Annotated in this window: 14 protein-coding genes; 10 read left to right on the forward strand and 4 right to left on the reverse strand. The window is 65.6% G+C overall.

The genetic code is table 11. The annotated features are described in order from the left end of the window. Positions 1 to 43 precede the first annotated feature (43 nt). Positions 44 to 334, forward strand: a complete 291-nt coding sequence (locus AC4BEG_RS17350; protein WP_490707107.1) for a hypothetical protein — start codon at positions 44 to 46, stop codon at positions 332 to 334. Between the two features lie 204 nt (positions 335 to 538). On the opposite strand, the gene AC4BEG_RS17355 is transcribed toward AC4BEG_RS17350, so the two are convergent. Next, positions 539 to 1,336, reverse strand: coding sequence for an 8-oxoguanine DNA glycosylase OGG fold protein (locus tag AC4BEG_RS17355; protein WP_490706771.1), 798 nt, complete (start codon positions 1,334 to 1,336; stop codon positions 539 to 541). A 269-nt stretch (positions 1,337 to 1,605) separates the two neighbouring features. Here AC4BEG_RS17355 and AC4BEG_RS17360 point away from each other — a divergent pair, with 269 nt between their 5' ends. Beyond that, a complete protein-coding gene (locus AC4BEG_RS17360) occupies positions 1,606 to 2,526 on the forward strand; it encodes a NaeI family type II restriction endonuclease (RefSeq protein WP_490706772.1) in 921 nt (306 codons plus the stop codon). A gap of 217 nt (positions 2,527 to 2,743) precedes the next feature. Beyond that, positions 2,744 to 3,829 carry a DNA cytosine methyltransferase gene (locus tag AC4BEG_RS17365; protein ID WP_490706773.1) on the forward strand — a complete coding sequence of 362 codons (1,086 nt, stop codon included), beginning with the start codon at positions 2,744 to 2,746 and terminating at the stop codon, positions 3,827 to 3,829. Positions 3,830 to 4,067: 238 nt separating this feature from the next. On the opposite strand, the gene AC4BEG_RS17370 is transcribed toward AC4BEG_RS17365, so the two are convergent. Beyond that, positions 4,068 to 5,219, reverse strand: a complete 1,152-nt coding sequence (locus AC4BEG_RS17370; protein WP_490706774.1) for a restriction endonuclease — start codon at positions 5,217 to 5,219, stop codon at positions 4,068 to 4,070. Positions 5,220 to 6,007: 788 nt separating this feature from the next. On the opposite strand from AC4BEG_RS17370, the gene AC4BEG_RS17375 reads away from it, so the two are divergent. Continuing rightward, a complete protein-coding gene (locus AC4BEG_RS17375) occupies positions 6,008 to 7,435 on the forward strand; it encodes an IS110 family RNA-guided transposase (protein ID WP_490706775.1) in 1,428 nt (475 codons plus the stop codon). Between the two features lie 487 nt (positions 7,436 to 7,922). Here AC4BEG_RS17375 and AC4BEG_RS17380 read toward each other — a convergent pair whose 3' ends face one another. After that, positions 7,923 to 8,957 carry a hypothetical protein gene (locus tag AC4BEG_RS17380; protein ID WP_490706776.1) on the reverse strand — a complete coding sequence of 345 codons (1,035 nt, stop codon included), beginning with the start codon at positions 8,955 to 8,957 and terminating at the stop codon, positions 7,923 to 7,925. A 239-nt stretch (positions 8,958 to 9,196) separates the two neighbouring features. On the opposite strand from AC4BEG_RS17380, the gene AC4BEG_RS17385 reads away from it, so the two are divergent. From AC4BEG_RS17385 to AC4BEG_RS17410, 6 genes are all read left to right on the forward strand, one after another. Further along, positions 9,197 to 11,884, forward strand: a complete 2,688-nt coding sequence (locus AC4BEG_RS17385; protein ID WP_490706777.1) for a Z1 domain-containing protein — start codon at positions 9,197 to 9,199, stop codon at positions 11,882 to 11,884. Further along, a complete protein-coding gene (locus tag AC4BEG_RS17390) occupies positions 11,881 to 12,897 on the forward strand; it encodes a PD-(D/E)XK motif protein (protein WP_490706778.1) in 1,017 nt (338 codons plus the stop codon). Before AC4BEG_RS17385 ends, AC4BEG_RS17390 begins: the two co-directional genes overlap by 4 nt. Beyond that, entirely contained in the window at positions 12,894 to 14,732 is a 1,839-nt protein-coding gene (locus AC4BEG_RS17395) for a hypothetical protein (RefSeq protein ID WP_490706779.1), read from the forward strand. The genes AC4BEG_RS17390 and AC4BEG_RS17395 overlap by 4 nt, the downstream gene beginning before the upstream one ends. Next, positions 14,732 to 15,652, forward strand: a complete 921-nt coding sequence (locus AC4BEG_RS17400; RefSeq protein ID WP_490706780.1) for a hypothetical protein — start codon at positions 14,732 to 14,734, stop codon at positions 15,650 to 15,652. Before AC4BEG_RS17395 ends, AC4BEG_RS17400 begins: the two co-directional genes overlap by 1 nt. Continuing rightward, positions 15,649 to 16,419, forward strand: a complete 771-nt coding sequence (locus AC4BEG_RS17405; protein ID WP_490706781.1) for a DUF6339 family protein — start codon at positions 15,649 to 15,651, stop codon at positions 16,417 to 16,419. The genes AC4BEG_RS17400 and AC4BEG_RS17405 overlap by 4 nt, the downstream gene beginning before the upstream one ends. A gap of 315 nt (positions 16,420 to 16,734) precedes the next feature. Continuing rightward, positions 16,735 to 17,001, forward strand: a complete 267-nt coding sequence (locus AC4BEG_RS17410; protein WP_490706782.1) for a DUF6959 family protein — start codon at positions 16,735 to 16,737, stop codon at positions 16,999 to 17,001. A 178-nt stretch (positions 17,002 to 17,179) separates the two neighbouring features. On the opposite strand, the gene AC4BEG_RS17415 is transcribed toward AC4BEG_RS17410, so the two are convergent. After that, positions 17,180 to 17,908 (reverse strand): hypothetical protein, encoded by a 729-nt coding sequence (locus tag AC4BEG_RS17415; RefSeq protein WP_490706783.1) that lies wholly within the window; start codon positions 17,906 to 17,908, stop codon positions 17,180 to 17,182. Positions 17,909 to 17,919: the final 11 nt, after the last annotated feature.

The following is a 17,919-nucleotide window of genomic DNA, read 5'->3' on the forward strand; positions in this document are numbered from 1 at the left end:
GCCGACATCCAGTAGCGAGATCCACCGAGAGGCAGACGCAGGGATGACTGCACAGAACGAACTGAGGCTTCTCCCGTGGGCTGGGCCAGAGGGCAAGCCGTGCTACCTGGACACCGACGACCGGGAGGGCTACATGTCCCGCCTGGCGGACCATATCGAGTCGGTGCAACTCGGGATGGCGGCCGAACTGCTCGGGCAGACAGTTGAGGTACTCGACGACGAGACCGAAGATCTGGAGAATCTGAAGCTCGTCGCCGCGCAGTTGGCTGGCGCTCTGCGGGACGTGCTGCGCGTGGCGACCAGCCGCGGGAGCCGTCTGGCAACGCCTGAGTAGCACCCTCAGGGGAACGCCCGGTCGACTTGCCACCGTGGGTTCTGGCTAGCAGCCATGCGCAGTACAGCAGGGAGCCTCGGACATGGTTCGAGTCCTCCCTGCTTTTCTTGCGTTCGAACGTACGACAGAAGTGGTCTTACGCTAGCTGGCTTTCGACAGCACGATCGAGCACGACCTGCTCTGTCACACCCCCCCGGTGTCCGGTCATGTGGGGGCCCAGGCGGCGTTGAAGAGAGCCAGTTCGAGGACGTCCGGCGCTACGGGCCAGTCGATTAATGCCGCTGTCAGTTGCTCGGTGGACGCGTACATCCACTGGAGGTACACGTGATATCGGTGGGGGGTCCAGTTGCGGTTACGCCAGATCCGATTGGCGATCGTCGCAGCCCACTCGTAGCCAGCGACGCCCCCGATCTTCGTGGCATGCCGACGGAGGACCCCAGCAAGCACGCTGTCGAGGATCAGTGGGCGCGGCCCCTGCACCTGCGGCAATGCCTGACCAGCAAAGTAGAGGAACTTGGTAAGAAAGGCTGGCCCAAGACCGTCCAACACCTGCAACCTCTCGTAGGCCGCCAACGCGCCTTCGTCAGCGAGCAGCGATACGGCTTCTGCTAAGGCTTCTGCAGCACCTGGCTGGGCGAGTACCTGGCCTGTACGGTACGGGCCGTACCCCCTGATGCCGTAACCCCACACCTGGGTGGCTACGAACGCCTCTGCCCAACTCTGTGGCTGCTCTGCGGCTCGGACGGTGGCCACGACATCGGCCCGACTCACGGAGGCTGAAGCAACCGTTGACCGGTCAGCTAGGGCATTGGGCCAAGGATCTACAGCCACCCAACTGGAAGGCGAGTACGGAATGGTGTGACCCCCGCTTCCGTACCGATACCGCCAGCCTCTCTCCGGGTCGGTCAGCCACCTGCCCAGTGACTTCACTGCGTCTTCCGGTAGAAGCAGGGCGAGCATCGTCGCGTCGAGCTTGTCCGCCAGACTTTGGTCAAACCTCATGGAAGCTCCCTCCCCGCGTGACACGACATCGTGGCACGTAGCGATGACGGCAGCCATGGGCGAGCGCGTGTGCTGAATCGGCTCCGGAGGGCCCTGCTGACCCACGCCTCTGGCCTGATGAGCAACCTGCAATTGAGCAGGTGTGAGCGGCTCGTCCATGTGTGGTCCACGGCTAACTACGCCTTCCACAGCCTTGCTGGCCGGGGACTGTCAGACCCCCTGGCTAGGCTGCGAGTGACATCGAACTAGGTCGTGAGGGTGGGGCAGCCATGGGGAAACTGAAGCTACAGCCGTTGGGCTCGGCGTGCATGAGCGAGGACTGCCGTTCGGAAGGAAGGGTTTTGCGTGACCCCTCCGACGACAGGGAGCTTCAACTCGTCCTTGGGGAGCTCGGGAAGTACGACTTGGCCACTGGCTTTACAGAAGCCATCCGCTCATCAATTGACTACGTCCTCGATGGCGCGCGTACTGGCCGCTACGACCTTCTTTCAAAGGATGTCCACCCAGGGGAGCGCGCGTCCGTGGGGGCGAAGCTTGAATACGAAGTGCAGCGCGTTTTTAAATGGAATAAAGCTAAGCCACTTGATGTTGAGATCGCTAGTGTGCCAGTCGACTTGAAGAGTACGGTGGGCGACAATTGGGCGATCCCGACAGAAGCGCACTGCCACCTCTGTATCTGTACTCAGATGCGCCTGAAAGACAACGTTCATCGAAGCTGGCTGATTCGAACCCATACGTCGTGGCTCTATCGAGGTAAAGGAAATAAGGACGGGAAGCGCGGCATCGCTGTCGACGCCCGCAATCAATGGGGTGTTCCTCTGTACGATTGGACTCAGCTTCCCGTAAACCCTCTTACTCTTCTTACTGAGAGCCAGGTAGATCACGTCTTCGAGCTCGGGCGGGGGCAAGAGGTGAGGCTGCTCAGGTTGTTCACCTATCTACCCAAGATAGTAATCGAGAGAAGTGTCATGCTTACCGTGTGCGCGGGGAATCAAGATCCTATGCGCAGGGCTCGCGCAATCAAGGAGAAGGCTGTAGAGAAAGGACTTCTACTGCTGTGCGGTAAGTGGGTCAATGACCGAGCCGTGGCGAAAGGTCATGGATTCATTTTGGGGCCCGGGGATTGGGTCGCCATTCCCGATGAATCGGTGGCGCAGGGGGAAACTTCAGACGCAGATTTCTTGTTCTGACCGCCTTAAAAATTTACTGGTGCTCGGTGTGTGACGCAATGGCTACCGCTCCCTGCCCCACAGGGGCTCAGCCTGCGGCGTGTGCAAGACATGGACGGATGATCTTGCTGCATGAGTCCCGCTGTCAGTGCCGTCGGGTACGCTCATCGATCGCTGTCGAACGATCGCTTGTGGGGCTGATGTGCCAGATCAGACCGCAACGCAGCCTGGAGGCCAAGTGCAACCTACCCAGATCGTGGACCTCTTTGCTGGCCCCGGCGGGCTCGACGTGGCAGCAGAGAAGCTCGGTGTCGCGACGGTGGGAATCGAGTGGGATGGCGCAGCTTGCATGACCCGGCGCGCGGCCGGCCTGGCGACGATTGAAGGCGATGTCCGAGACTACGGACCTTCGGATTTTCCAGATGCAGATGTCCTCGCAGGCGGGCCACCATGCCAGACTTTCACGGTCGCCGGTGGTGGCGCTGGGCGACGAGCACTCGACGATGTGCTGGCCTTCATCAAGCGCATCGTCGCCCGGGAGTCTCGTGATCAGATTAATCGCGACCTGGCAGAAATGGAGGATGAGCGAACCGGGCTCGTGTTGGAACCCTTGCGTTGGGCTCTAGAGGCGATCGACAGCAATAAGCCGTATAAGGCGATTGTGCTTGAACAGGTCCCGGCCGTGCTTCCAGTCTGGGAAGCATACGAAGACGTCCTGAAGGCCGAAGGGTACGCCACGGACAGCGGGATCCTGCGAACTGAGGAGTACGGAGTTCCGCAAACCCGTAAAAGAGCCGTTCTTATTGCCCACAAAGATGCTAAGAAGATGAGCCTTCCCCAGGTGACTCATCGGCCATATCGGAAGGGTGTTAAGCGTGAGATTGGCGACAACCGACTAGATCCTTGGGTGAGCATGGGAGAGGTCTTGAATCGCCCTTACCCCTTCCTGGTAATCTCCAATTATGGCACGGGAGGAGACCCTAAGGCGCGAGGTCGTCGCGGATCATGGGAACCTTCAGCCACGGTAACGGGAAAGATCTCTCGTAATCGTCTAGTTTCCGAGACTGGCGAAGAGCTCGAGCGTTTCACCTTCTCGGAAGCTGGCAGACTGCAATCATTCCCCCGCGATTATCCGTGGTCTGGAAATGATGTCGGTCAACAAATCGGTAACGCTGTTCCACCTCGTCTTGCCATCCATGTGCTAAGTGCCGCTTTCGGATGGGAACCACCGGCGGATGATGTGCTCGGGAAACTCGAATTCTGGAAGAGTGAGGAAAGCGATCAAGTAGTTCTCGCGAACTTGGCTGACGCAGCTCAGTTCTGACTCACGGCCGTGCTCCCTTACGTCAGCTATACGTGTCCTCCCGTGCGATCGGGGGGTACTGGCCATAGCAGAGCGCGCTGGTACCGGAGGTGGTTCTCGCTGATGGGGTGACCTGGAAGCTTGCGGAGCTCGCTCTTCTCCGGAGGCCCCGTGCGTCCGGCGGATTGCCACTGGTCAGGGGGCAGTGAGGGCTTCGATGCGGCTCCGATGTCCACGAATAGGCCGCGCACACCTATGGCTATTCCAGCAGAATTTCTTCCGGACGCCGGTTTGTGACCGCGGTCTCTCGTACCGTCAGTATGTGCTCGATGCAGGCTTCGAGGTCTCCGCCGTGGTCGTCCCGGGCCATACTCTTGAGCTCCTGGGCCAGATCCATTCCGTTGATCAGGACGATCGGGTACTGGTCCTCCACCATTTCGGTCTGTGCGGGCACGGAGTACGCCCCGGTCGTGACGTACACGCCGATCCAGCCGCGTCGAAGTCGGGCGACGACGCGAGCAATCTGCTCGGCCGTCACAAGGCTGTCGAGCTTGACACACTTCGCCTGCCCGAGGACGACGAGACTGGTGCCGGCCAATCCGCTGCCGATGTCGAGCCGCCCGACAAAGTCTGCTCCTCCGTCCCCGGACCTTCGAGTGAGCCACCCGTCAACGTAGCTGTTGCCGGCGCCGCGCAGCACACGGGCTGCGACCGCGGAGGCGACGGCCTCGAAGTCGTGCTTGCGCCCATCGAAGTACTTGTAGATCAGTTCCAGGTCCTTGGCCTCGGTAGTGCCCGGTCTGGGCCGCTGCTCGGGCACCTTGGTTACCTTGGCGCGAGCAACGCGCCGGCGAAGCCTAGGTAGCGCCGAGTTGCCGTGTTTGATCCACTCGCGCCATGCCCGTGGAGCGTGTTCGAGTGACGCTGTGTCGCTCACGGTCTTGTTCCTGCGGGAGTCGATCCACTCCCATGAGACCTTGTCGTCCTCGTGGGTGAGGTCGATGAGGGCGATGTCGTAGACGTAGTTCGTAAATGTGGTGTGCTCGCTGCCGCCCCACTGCACCAGTCGTTCTGCCCGCTCGATGACGCCCAGCCCGCAGAACTCGACGTGCCCCTTGACTCGCCCGCTGCGAGAGACCGCGCGGAACAGCAGCAACGGGACGGCGCTGGCCCGTTCCTCCGGAGTGTGCCCCTGGTGTCCGGTGAAGGCATCGAGCAGGGCAGCGTTGCCGTTGGTCTTTCCGGGCTCGACGGTGGTAGTTGCTTTGTGGTCGCCGAAGTAGCGGACGTGCCCGTTGTCCATGTCGAACACGTCGTGCCAAGGCGTCTGCTCGGTGCCAGCCTTCCAGGGGCTCGACCGGATCAGAATCACCGGCCGCCTGTCCCCATCTGGCGCGCGTACCTTTGCCATCCCATTGATCCCAGCCTCGAGCAAGGCTCGTGGGAGCTTGGGTGAGTGGGTCACGTGGTGGAAGTTGGGATACCCCTCAAGCACCGCAGGGCCGGGGTCCTTGCCCGTGGCATAGCGATATACCTGACCAACATGTAACTGACCACCCATGTGTCCCCCTGCAACAGCACCGACCTGACGATCTTCGACGACAGTAGTGGCTGGCACTGACATTTAGCTTTGGAGATGGCCCTCCGGGATCTTCGGGGGCTGCGTAGGGTGCGTCGGGTCCGGTTCTTCCGGCACGGCTGGATCACTGACCGAAGCGTCTGCTTGCAGGCGACTTCTCAACGTTGATCGACGGCTGGTTGAACCTCCCGACGCACGTGCGTCCCTGTTGGGAACTCGTGGCCGCGGCGAGCGCGGACCGCTGCTACCGAATGTCCGGTCAGCACAACCCTGCGGAACACGTGCCACGCGGGTCGTGGTGGAGGGGCTGGACATTTAGCTTTGGAGATGGCCCTCCGGGATCTTCGGGGGCTGCGTAGGGTGCGTCGGGTCCGGTTCTTCCGGCACGGCTGGATCACTGACCGAAGCGTCTGCTTGCAGGCGACTTCTCAACGTTGATCGACGGCTGGTTGAACCTCCCGACGCACGTGCGTCCCTGTTGGGAACTCGTGGCCGCGGCGAGCGCGGACCGCTGCTACCGAATGTCCGGTCAGCACAACCCTGCGGAACACGTGCCACGCGGGTCGTGGTGGAGGGGCTGGACAAGCGTCAGCCTGCCGCTGCACCAGACGGGAAGCCTGTTGAGACTGCACCTGGGAATCGATGTGGCCTGCCGGGCCTCGCACCGGGCCACCTGCACCGACGCCACCGGAGAGATCCAGTTCTCCGGACGGCGCTTCACGACCACGCCCGAAGACCTCGAACGGTTATGGGACGGACTGCCCGGCACCGACGACGTCGTCGTCATCATGGAGCCGACCCGCAACGCCTGGGCCCCACTGGCCGCGTGGTTCCAGCACCGCGGCGCCAAGGTCGTCCTGGTGCCACCGGAACAGTCGGCGGACCTGCGCGACTACTACTCCAAGCACACCAAGAACGACCGCCTCGACTCCCGGGTCCTGGCGCGGCTTCCGCTGCTGCACCCCGAAGGGCTGCGGGAGCTGTCGGACACAGGTCCCGCCAACGCACTGCGACGAGCCGTCCGCCGCCGCAGCACGCTGGTCGAACGCCGCACCGCCACCTTCTACCGGCTCGATGCCCTGCTGGAGCTGCTCGGACCCGCCTGGGCCGATGCCCTGGGCACCGGTGCCTACTCCAAAGCGGCTCTGGCCGTGCTGGCGAAGACCGGCGCCGACCCCCACGCCATCCGGCGGCTGGGCCGAAAACGACTGGCCGCCATGCTGATCCGGCACAGCCGCGGACAGTGGCGCGAGGAGCACGCCGAACAGATCGTCAACGCCGCCCAGCAGACCCTCAAGCTCTGGCCCGACGACGCCCTGGATTTCGCCGAACTCGCCGAGGACATCGCCGGCGAGGCCCATATGGCCGCTCACCTGAACACGCAGATCACCACCCTGGAGGACCGGATCGCCGTCCTCTACGAAGAAGCCGACCCAGGCCAGGTCATCGCCTCCGGGCCCGGCTTCGGCGTGACCACGGCCGCGGGCATCCTGGGCAGGCGCGGAGATCCGAACCGCTTCGCCAGCCTGGCCGGCATCCGCGCCTTCACCGGCCTGGTCCCCCGTGTCAGCCAGTCCGGACTGACCGGCCGCAACGGACCGCCCACCCGCCAAGGAGATCCCGGACTACGCGAGACCCTGTTCAAGGCCGCGGATATCGCCCGGCACGTCGATCCCACCCTGGCCGCCCGCTACCACGATCTCGTCGCCAACAAGGGCAAACACCACAACTCCGCCCTGTGCACACTGGCCGCCGCACTGATCACCCGCCTGGCCGCCTGCTGGCGCAACGGCACCCTCTACGAGCTCCGCGACACTGACGGCCGCGAGATCACCGAGGCCGAGGGACGACAGATCTGCGCGACCCGCTACAAGGTCGACAAGGCCGCCCGAGCGAAGGTCCACGTCCGACGCCGATCCCAGCAGCTGAAGAACCCAACGACGAGCCGGCGCGAGAAGGAGTCACGAAGTGCTCCGGCAACCGGCCCGTCGACAACCACCCTACGAACCAACCCTCAAGAACACCATGAGCTACTTGACGTCCGTTAGGAACTCAAGAGGGCCAGGCTCTGCGCCCATGAGCTTGGGAATCAAGGGGCTGTCGACGCGAATCATGCCGCTGACCAGCGAAAACGAGCACTGGTGGCAAGCTGCCGTGCCTGCCGCAGTACCCGTCGTTGACCGCTGTGTACCGCCCTATCTGGTGCGCATCTGGTGCGGTCTGCGCTTCGTCCCGAACTCTCGGCTCCGAGGTCATCGTGGTCAGGTGAGCTGGTCAATGGGTCGTTGTGGGGTGTTGGCGGTCGCCTGCGGTCACGAGGGTTGCTGTACTTCGCTGCTGTACTGCAGCGGTTCCGGAGGGGCCGCATGCATCAGCCCTTCAAGCAGAAATTCCGGGGTGAGTCAGCAGATTTACAGCGGGCTCCGCCCATCACTTGTGAGCTGCAGTTGTGCCTGCAAATTGAGGTCGTCGGGGGACGCCTGGGGGATGTCCACTCATCGAGCGAGCGCAGTAGGCCGTCTGTCGTCATGGCAGTCATGAGGCCATGCGTCCCGTATGACGAAGGACAAGGGAGATAGCAGAGACAAGCCGCACGAAGAGATAGTCGATAGCGGTGTCCGTAGGAACGTCCTCCTTGTCGTGCTCGTGATGCCGGATGGTGAAATCGTTGCCGATCCCCGTCAGAGTCTTGAACTCTGCTTCCAGCAGATCGCGGAACGGCTCAGAGCCGGAGGCCGCGCGTGTGAGTAGTTGACTGACTGATGACTTCTTGAGAGAGCCGCCGCCAAGTTCCAGCGTCTTGAGCCGTTCGAAAGCATCCCAGAGCTTCTCAAGAGCGTCCCTCCGGTCGGCCGAATCTCTGGAGAGGAAGCGCTCCATGGCGTCCTTGAGCTTGCTGTCTAGCTGGGGGTCGCCGGTCGAGGGTCTGAAATCGGAGATCAACGGAAGCGCCTCAGGCGGTCCGAGGCGCCGGACACGCATATCGTCACCGACCGTGTATGCGATGCCGTTCCTTGCGAACAGCAGATCGATGTCGTGCCGCAACTGATCTTTTCCTGGCGTTAGCTCGGTGTCATAGAGGTCGTGCTGCTGGAAGGAGTAGTGGGTGTGATCAAAGTTCCAGTTATGGGAGGAACGGCGGGTCGGCTGGTCGATATGGAGGGCAACGAAGTCAATGAGGTCCAGTGCGGTAGCCGTGTCCGGCACCTTGTCGGGATGCAGCGGGGATCTCGGGTGCTGCGCCACGTGGGACTCTCCGGAGGGCCAGCCGGCAGCAGTCTCCGCGGGCTTGCCGTCCTGACCTGGATCAGGCGTCACGGGGGGTACGACCAGGTCAGGAACATGAGCTGTGAGGGAACGGAGGAACTTCTCCTCGTCCGTGCCGGTGACAGTGTTGCGGCCGGGGTCGTCAGGGCAGGCGTATAGGGGAAAGGCCCGCGCGAGTGAGCCGTCGTTGATACGCTGCTGGATCAGTGCGGTAAGTCCAGCCCACGCTTCGGCGGAGATGGTCTCGCTGACGCGTGCCTTACCAAGTCCCGCACGGTCGGAGTAGAAGGCGCTCTCGGTCACGCAACTTAGCCTGGCAGGGGACTACGGCCTTCTCAAACTGGGTTTTGAAACGGGGCGGCAGTTACCCTTCGAGCAGGCCTAGCCGTCGTGCCTGTCAGACCGCAATGAACGGCTGCGGGGACTAGGCCAGCTCATCGACGGTTTCCTCGTACTGACGGGCGAGGAGCCGATAGCACCGCCTTCACCCCCTCCCACCACTTGCCCCTACCAGCCCTCGGCCCGGGCGGACGCCACGGCGCATGGAACGCACCGACCCAGGGGCCGACCTGTTCGGGAAACACCCCGAGTCCCTGGAGTCCCCCAAGTACGCACGTGTGTCAGTAGGTTGCCCTAGAGTCTGGTCCGTGAATGACTTTTTCGAGGTCTTTGCAGCTCAGGCTCAGCGCAATGGTCTGGAGCAGACGGTGCTCAAGTTCCAGAAGCGGTTCGACCCGGACGAGATCGAGGGCTACGTCCGGGAGTTTCAAAGGCGTGCGGAATCGGTCCGGGTGGGATACCCGCCGAAGATCCTTGCCGCGCCAGGGATGAAGCCCTGGTATCCGGGGCCGTTGGCGGACGATCCCTATTGGGTGCCGTACGCCGAGTTCCTGCGACAGGACGGCTGGCCCACGGATCGCCTGGAGGTGCTGGACGAGGCCTCCTCGAAGATCATCGCGTACACCAACGACCCCTCGCACGCGACGTTCTTGACGAAGGGCCTGGTCGTCGGGCACGTGCAGTCGGGCAAGACGACGAACTACACGGCGGTGATCGCGAAGGCGGCCGACGTGGGGTACCGGTTGATCATCGTGCTGTCCGGCATTCACAACGGGTTGCGCCGGCAGACCCAGGAGCGGTTGGCCGATCAGCTGTTGGCCCGCAAGGACGACGGGTGGTTCACCCTGACGTCCGCAGAGGCGGACTTCGAGGAGCAGAACTCCAAGGCGGCCGCGTATCTGCATCAAAGCGGCACCGGGGTGACCCTGTGCGTGGTGAAGAAGAACCACAAACGGCTGCAGCGGTTGATCGAGTGGCTCAGGCCTGCGGTCAAGGCCGGGACGTTCGCCGACCTGCCGGTGCTGATTATCGACGACGAGGCCGACCAGGCGAGCGTGGACACCCCCATCATCAATCCGCAGATCCGCCAGTTGCTCGACCTGTTCGACAAGCGGACCTACCTGGGCTACACCGCCACCCCCTTCGCCAACGTCCTCATCGACCCCTCAGCCGGTGATCTGTACCCGGAGACGTTTATCCTCAGCCTGCCCCAGCCGGACGGGTACTTCGGCGCCGAGAAGATCTTCGGCCGGGAGGCGGTGGAGGGCGAAGCGACGGGCAGTGATCTCGACGGCCACGACATGATCCGCATCGTTCCCGCCGCCACGGTCGACCGGCTGCGGCCGCGCCGGCGAGCAGACACCGTTGGCTTCGGCCCGACCATGACCGACGAACTGACCGCGGCGGTCCACTACTTCTGGCTGGCGACCGCGGCCCGCCGCTGCCGCGGGGACCACGAGCACTCCACCATGCTCGTGCATCCCAGCATGCAGACGGTGGTGCACGAGGCCTACCGGGAGCCGCTGAAGCGGATGCGCCAGGCCATGGTCGACGCCTTGGAGCAGGACGACGAGGAGGTGGTGGGACGGCTGCGCCGGCAGTGGGAGGAGGAGAGCCGCAAGGTTCCCGCCGCTCAGTTCGGCAATCGTTTCGTCCCCTTCGACGATCTGCGCGAGCACCTGCCCGGCATCGTGGCGCAGACCGATGTGGTCCTCGACAACCACCGCAGCCGCGACCGGTTGGACTACTCCCGGCCCGAGCCGGTGGTGGCGATTGCGGTGGGTGGCAACACCCTCTCGCGGGGCTTGACGCTCGAGGGGCTGGTGGTGAGCTTCTTCGTCCGTTCGGCCCGCACCTACGACACGCTGCTGCAGATGGGCCGATGGTTCGGGTTCCGTCCCGGCTACGAGGACCTGCCCCGGATCTGGATGACGCAGCAGCTCAAGGAGTACTTCCGGCATCTGGCGACGGTCGAGCACGAAATCCGCCTGGACATCAGGCGTTATGAGGAGGACGACATCCCGCCCGGCGAGGTGGGGGTGCGTATCCGCACGCATCCGGTGCTGAACGTGACGGCGAAGATGGGGCGGGCCCGGACGGCGTACGCCTCCTACGGCGGCCGCCGGGTGCAGACCCGCTACTTCCCCGAGGGCGAGCGGGAGTGGTTGGCCGGCAACCTGTGCGCGGCTCACACCCTGGTCGGCGACGCGCTGCGCGACGGCGCGGCGCTGGACGACCGCGGCACCGGGGAGGTGCTTTTGCGCGACGTGGACGTGCGTCACGTCCTGCACTTCCTGGAGAGCTATCAGGTACACGAGGACTCGCCGGACCTCGAGCCGCGTCTGATCCGCGCCTACATTGAGACCGAGAACCGGCGTTCGCCGCAGAGCCTGCTCAGTTGGACCGTCGCCGTCATGGGCGGCCCTGCCGCAGACGCCCGGCACGTGGTGGAGTTCGACGAGCGGGTGCGGGTCGGCACCATCAACCGGTCCAAATTGAAGGACAGCGGCGGTGCGAAGGCCGACATCAAGACGCTGATGACGAAGGAGCACCGGGTCGTCGACATGGACGTGCCCGCGGCCGAGGCACGGCGCCGGTTCGAGGAGGGCCTGGTGGCGCTGCGCAACGACCACCCGGACTTCCAGGATCGGGGTCTGCTGCTTCTGTATCCGATCGCCAAGGACTCCCCGCCCGACGAGGCCAACCGGGACACGCGTCGGCCGCTTCAGGCCGTCGAGCACGTCGTTGGCGCCGCCTTCGTCTTCCCCGGCAACTCCAAGGACAAGGTCGCCAACCGGTACGTGCAGGTGGGCGTCGACCATCAGGCGATCGACGACGCGGAGTACGACGACCAGGCCAACGCCCTCGACGACGAGGCGGACGAGGCATGAGCGGCGCGGACACCGACTGGCGGCGCGAGCTGCGGTTCACCTGGCCGGTGGTGGGGGCGAGGCGGATAGCCGGCGAGCACATGACGATGGCGCCGATCGGCCTGGCCGTGACGGCGGGCGAGGTGCAGGTGGGGCTGGACGCGCGGGGGGATCGCCATCTGCTGCTGCCCGTCGCCCGCCTGGAGGAGGTCCACGAGGACCTGCGCTCGGCGCACGTGCGGCTCAAGCGGGAGAGTCTGCGGGTCGAGGGCCGGGTGCAGCACTACGCGGACCTAATATGCCACCGCACGGACCTGGGCGACCTCTTCGACGACGTGGTCAGTGAGGTCCTGCAGCGCCTGGCCGAGGACGGCGGCGCTCCCGCGCACACCTGCTGGCAGACCCTGGACGCCTGGCGGGAGATGTTCCAGGGCCGCGGAGGGCGGCTGGCGACTTCCGAACAGCGCGGTCTGTTCGGAGAGTTGACCGTGCTGGAGCACGTCCTGCACGGCGACGCGTTCCTGCGGCCCACCCAGATCTGGACCGGGCCCGACCGGGTGCCCCACGACTTCCGCCTGCCTGGCACCTGGGATGTGGAGGTCAAGACGCTGGGTCGGGGCGGCTCCACCGTGGAGATCCACGGTCTGGACCAGCTGGCCCCTCCGCCCGGCGGCCGGTTGACGCTGGTCCTGGTCCGCCTGGTCGAGGACGCGACCGGCACGTCGCTGCCCGAGCTCGCCGAGCGTGTGGTGGCTGCGGCCGCCGACTCCCGCGGCGTGATCGAGCAGTTGGCCAAGGCCGGATACAGCACAGAGGACGCGGATCTGTACGCCGGCGCGCGCTACGGCCGGCCTCGGCTGCTCGGGCTCGCCGTCGACGCTGGCTTCCCCGCCCTGACACCGGCCGACCTGCGCGGTCCCCTGCCGCCCGGCATCGACGCCGTCCGCTACACCCTGGACGTGGCCGACCGACTGCCCGACGCCCTCGACCACGAACAGGTCGTGGCCCGGCTCGAGGGGCGGTCGACGTCATGAATGCTCCCGTGTGGTGGGCCCAACCCTCCGCACCTGAGGGTGCCTCCGACGCGGAGGGCATCCGCAAACAGCTCGGCCGCCCCGACCTGGACCCCCTGCAAGTCCTGGTGCGGGAGGCCGCGCAAAACACCTGGGACGCCCGCCTGGGCACCGGGGAGGTCGGTTTCGATCTCGCACTCGCCCGACCGGGCGAGACCGGCCTGGCGCCCTGGATCGATGCCCTGTTGCCGGTGTTCGGCGACGACACGTCGCTGGGCCTGGCCGCAGTGCTGCACGACCCCGACACCGTGCTGCTGACCGTCAGCGACCGCGGCACCGGCGGTCTGGGCGGACCGCTGCGCGGCGACCGCGTCCACCACGGCAGCACGGACTTTGTGGGACTGGTCCGCGACATCGGCCGCACTAACCGCCGCGCACACAGCGGAGGGACGTACGGATTCGGCAAGGGCGTGCTCTTCACCACCAGCGCGGCCGGCACCGTCCTGGTGCGCACCCGATGCCGGTGGCAGGACCGCGTGCAGACCCGCCTGATTGCCGCCGCGCTGGGAACCGGCTTCGACCACGCCGAGCGCCGTTACACCGGCCGCCACTGGTGGGGACGCATCGCCGGGGACAACATCCCCGACCCGCTGCTGGACGAGGACGCCGACGCCGTAGCCGGCGCCCTGGGCCTGCCAGCGCGCGCTGGCGACGAACTGGGCACCGACATCGTGATCGTGGGCGCCCGGCTCGGCTCGAGCGCCCCCGTGGAGGCTGACGAACCCGAGCGCCCCCGCACGATGGAGGAAGCCGCCCGATTCCTCGGCTCCGCCATGCTCTGGGAACTGTGGCCCGTAATGATTGACAACGCCCCGGGCGCCGCGCGCATGCGCTGCCGCGTCAGCGTCGATGGCCGGCCGCTGGACCTGCCCGACCCGGACGGGGTCCCCCGGCTGCAGCCGTTCATCCGCGCCCATCGCAGCGCCTACACCGACGGGCGTCACGTGCGCAGCAGGAATCCCGCCGTCGACCTCGGCCGCTTCACCCTCGAGGCGTTCATGACACCGGTGCGCCCGCACTGGACGGACATAGCCGCCCCATCCGAGGGGCCCATGCACCACTGCGCCCTGATGCGGCAGGCGGGCCTCGTGGTGCACTACCGACCGGGCCCCCAACTCCCCGACAGCGACGTCTCCTACGGCGCGGTCTTCCGCACCGCGGTGGGGGTGGACGACGCCTTCGCTGCCGCCGAACCGCCCACCCACGACGCCTGGGTGCCTAAGAACATGCCCGACCCCGACGCCAGGAGGCTGGTGCGCTCGGCGCTGCGCACGATCGACAACCGCATGCGCGAGTACGCCCTCGCCGAACCCGAACGGGTGTCGGCCGCTGGCTCCCAACCGCCGTTGGGCGCCCTGTCTCACCGCTTCGCTTCCCTGGTGCCCACCGGCAGCGGCCAGGGCGCCGACCATCCGCCCCCCGCCCCAGGGCGGCCAAGGGGCGGGGGAACGGGCAGCCTACTGCGCACCCTCGCCCCGCCCCGACTCGTCGAGATCGACGGCGCCTTCTACGTCATCACCGATATCAGCGTCGCCTCGGCCGCCGCCCCCATCCGCGTCCTGGCGATGGCTTCAGTGGCCCTGGACCACGGCAGCGAGAACGATCCACCGGCCGGCGCGATCGGCCCGGAAGTGGTGGGCTTCCGCAGCTCCGACGCGGCGGAGATGCGCGAGGGCGACGTTCTGACCCTCACCGTTGCCGACCGACGCGACTGGGTGGTGGTGGTGCGCCCCGTCGCGGGCGCCGCCACGCGAGTCCGCGTCAGCGCCCACCTCGTGCAGGAAGGATCCCGCTGATGGCACACGACGTCATGCCGTTCCTGCAGCCCGCCCCCCAGGTCCTTACGTGCGGCCCCTGGCAGATCGACGACGCCGAGGGCACCCGAGAGCTGCCCGCGCTGCTGTCGGACTGGGACCCCCAGGCCGACCTCACCCTTTCCCGTCATGTCACCGTCGACCACCCTCGGGCGCTGGCCGACTGCAGGTTGCCCGCCGACACCCCGCTTGCCTTGGTCGTCGACTGGCACTCCTCAGCCGCGCACTACACGGGATCGGCGTTCCGCCGCCTCGTGGTCGGCGCGACGAACCTGACCGTGCAGATCAAACTGTCGGGCACCGACCTCGGCGGCACCCTCGTGATCCACACACGCCTGGTGCTCGCCGACGACGTCCCCCGCCCCGAGGCGGCGCCCCCCTTCACCCCCCGCCACGCCGGGGAGATCCTGTGCGAGCAGAGCGCAGAAGCCCGCCTGGAGGGTGGCGCCTCTCGCTTCCCGATCTCTGTGATCGACTTCGCGCTGCACGGCTTCGACGAGGACGCCCGATGGGCGCTGGGCCTGCCCGAGGACCCCGCCGTCCCCGTCACCGGCGGCATCCGCCTCTACCTCAACCGGACCGACACCGAACTGGTCATCGCCGCCACCCGGGCAGCAGCCCCCAACTCGATGCAGCGCCGTCTGCTCGAGACGATGTACGACGACGTCGCCCGCCAACTGGTGGAAGCTTGCCTGCGCCCCGCCTGGCGCGACGCCGTCACCGACGCGGCTGACGAACCTGGCAGCCTGGCAGAAAGCCTGACGGTATTGGTCTCCAATCTGTTCCACGGCGCGTCACTGCAAACCGTGGCTACGTGGCGCGAGGCCGAACCCTCCGTTTTCGCGGCTGCCCTGCAGGGCGCCCTGCGCCGCCAGCATCAAATGCGCGGGGAGACGCCATGAGCCTGCTGTATCCACGGATCACCCCCGCCGAGGCCACGACGCTCCTGGCCCACTACACGACTCTGACCCCACAGGACATCAAGAACCACGCTGGCCACTCCGCCACCGCCTTTTACGGCACCACCGGTGGCACCCCCGTTACCCCAGCCCACCTCGACCATCTCGCCGACACCCTGCGCGACTGTGCACGGCGCGCCGGTCAGCCGACCCCGCCTGCGGACCACAACAAGATCCTCTTCGACCGCGCTGCGGCTAAAGCCCTGCACACCACGATGGACATCACCCCCGCCGAGGCTGGCCAAGGCGACATGTGGACCTACCTCGCCACCTGCCTCGTCCCCGACGTCACCGCCTGGCGCTTCGGTACCCGCACCCCCGAACGCTGGATCGGCACCGGCCTGGTCCGTCACACCCTCGCCCGCCTGTGGTGGCAGGCCCATGCCCTCGCCGAGACCCGCGACGGCGCCACCCGCTACGACCTGCTCGACCGACTCACCGAGTCTGACCTCAACCAGATCTTCGAACGCCGCACCATCGGCGGCACACCACCCCTCGCCCGCGCCCTCGCCCGCGAACTGACCGCCCCCCACCTCACCACCCTGCCTGTCCCCCGCCGCGCCGTCGTCCGCGACACCACGAAACGCCTACGCCGCCTCCTGCCCTACACCTCCTTCACCTCCCTCGACGAAACCGTCATCCAAAACAGAATCCACACCCTCATCACCCAATCCATCCAAGCCCTCCAACACGCCAGCACTCACCCCTGACACCACCCGCCAACAACCACTGCCGCATCGGTGCCCAATCCTCTGAACTGCTCAAGGGAGCCCTGTCGGCAGACTTACTGCGGGCCGACTTGAGATCCTCTGACCAGCTAAATCCGTCGGTCCTAGTTCCCTCTGGGGGACGTATGGGGGAATCGGCGACGTGGAGCCCCACAATAGTGAGCACCGCTTTAGGAGTTCGATCCGGCGGTTCTCACACGGCCCTCGCAGTCCTGCCGGTGTGGCGTGTGTGATCGCTCAAGGCGCCTACGTCCGCAGTCGTTGATGTCATCTGGTGATGTCAGGTTGGATGGTCCGATGGAGCGTATAGAGGCCGAGCTGTTCACGGATGGCAGCAACGACGCTGTGGTTCGCCTCTCCGGCCGACGGTTCCCCGGGGTTCTGGTGCAGGGCGACTCCCTTCACATCCTCCGCAGTGCCGTGGCCGAGGTGGTGGAGGCATGCGAGCGAGGTGACGTGGACGAAGCTCGGGACTCCAGAGGCCTTCTTCTGGCGGGCCTGGATGCTCTGTTGGCGCGGTACGAGGCTGCGTTGAACGAGCACGAGATTACGCGGCCGTACTGAGCAGTTGGGCTATCAGCTTGGGAAGCTGGGGGCATTTGCGGTCTGCTCAGGCACTGACCTGGGTGAACGCAGGAGAAAGGGCTCAGCCTGGCACTGCTGCACTCACCGTGGTTCCTCGCTGCTTCCCGCTCGACCTCGTGCGCTTATGGTGCGCGTACGGGGAGCGGTTCCATTGCCCTCAGCCGCTGTCGGCGCTTCGTGCGGTGCCGGTAGTCGCGGCTTCACGTAGCAGAGTGCGGATCTTCTCTCGCACCAGATGCTGCGATGAGAGGTACATGTCTACAACGGTGGCCTCGGCAGGGGGCGCTGTGTCGCGGGTAGAAGCAGCGTACGGGTAGGGGTGCTCTACGTAGGCAAACTTGAGCAGCCCCCATCGAAGGGAGTCCCAGGATCTTCCGACATCCCTCCACCGATGGTCGCGACTCTGTCGTGCCAAGGGGATGAATTGGTTCACGTTCTGACGGACGTTGGGGAAGACAGTGCAGAGTACCTTCGCATCATCGGCGAGCTGGTTCCAGGCCCGCACGAGCGTTTCGTTCTCGTTCGACGAGTCTCCACGCGTGCGTTTCACAGGAAAAACGGGGAGTAAGTCGTCACTGAGAGACTCCAAAGCTTGGGAGGCAAGCCTTGCGTAGGTGGCCGCGGCCGTGTCCGTGCTAGGTACCTCGTCCACACCGGTCGCAGCTTCTGAGCCACCGGCTCGGACGTCCGCCCGTTGCTCAAGGGCGGCTTCAGCCTCAGTGGAGGCCCGAGTCAACGCGATGTTCGCTCCCCGTGCCTCTACCTGGACGTCGCGGTCACGCAGCAGCAGCCGGATTTCACGCCGGAACGATATGGCGAGCGTAGCCAATAACAACGGCCAGACCAGGACCTTGACGTACTCCAGCGCGAGCTTCCAGTTCTCCATGCTTCCCCTCC

This window comes from Streptomyces sp. JLBJ103, from assembly GCF_058215575.1.

Coding starts and splice junctions, on each gene's coding strand:
- AC4BEG_RS17350 (WP_490707107.1), top strand. CDS start 44: ATGACTGCACAGAACGAACTGAGGCTTCTCCCGTGGGCTGGGCCAGAG.
- AC4BEG_RS17355 (WP_490706771.1), bottom strand. CDS start 1,336: ATGAGGTTTGACCAAAGTCTGGCGGACAAGCTCGACGCGACGATGCTC.
- AC4BEG_RS17360 (WP_490706772.1), top strand. CDS start 1,606: ATGGGGAAACTGAAGCTACAGCCGTTGGGCTCGGCGTGCATGAGCGAG.
- AC4BEG_RS17370 (WP_490706774.1), bottom strand. CDS start 5,219: ATGGCAAAGGTACGCGCGCCAGATGGGGACAGGCGGCCGGTGATTCTG.
- AC4BEG_RS17385 (WP_490706777.1), top strand. CDS start 9,197: ATGGAACGCACCGACCCAGGGGCCGACCTGTTCGGGAAACACCCCGAG.
- AC4BEG_RS17390 (WP_490706778.1), top strand. CDS start 11,881: ATGAGCGGCGCGGACACCGACTGGCGGCGCGAGCTGCGGTTCACCTGG.
- AC4BEG_RS17395 (WP_490706779.1), top strand. CDS start 12,894: ATGAATGCTCCCGTGTGGTGGGCCCAACCCTCCGCACCTGAGGGTGCC.
- AC4BEG_RS17400 (WP_490706780.1), top strand. CDS start 14,732: ATGGCACACGACGTCATGCCGTTCCTGCAGCCCGCCCCCCAGGTCCTT.
- AC4BEG_RS17405 (WP_490706781.1), top strand. CDS start 15,649: ATGAGCCTGCTGTATCCACGGATCACCCCCGCCGAGGCCACGACGCTC.
- AC4BEG_RS17410 (WP_490706782.1), top strand. CDS start 16,735: ATGGAGCGTATAGAGGCCGAGCTGTTCACGGATGGCAGCAACGACGCT.
- AC4BEG_RS17415 (WP_490706783.1), bottom strand. CDS start 17,908: ATGGAGAACTGGAAGCTCGCGCTGGAGTACGTCAAGGTCCTGGTCTGG.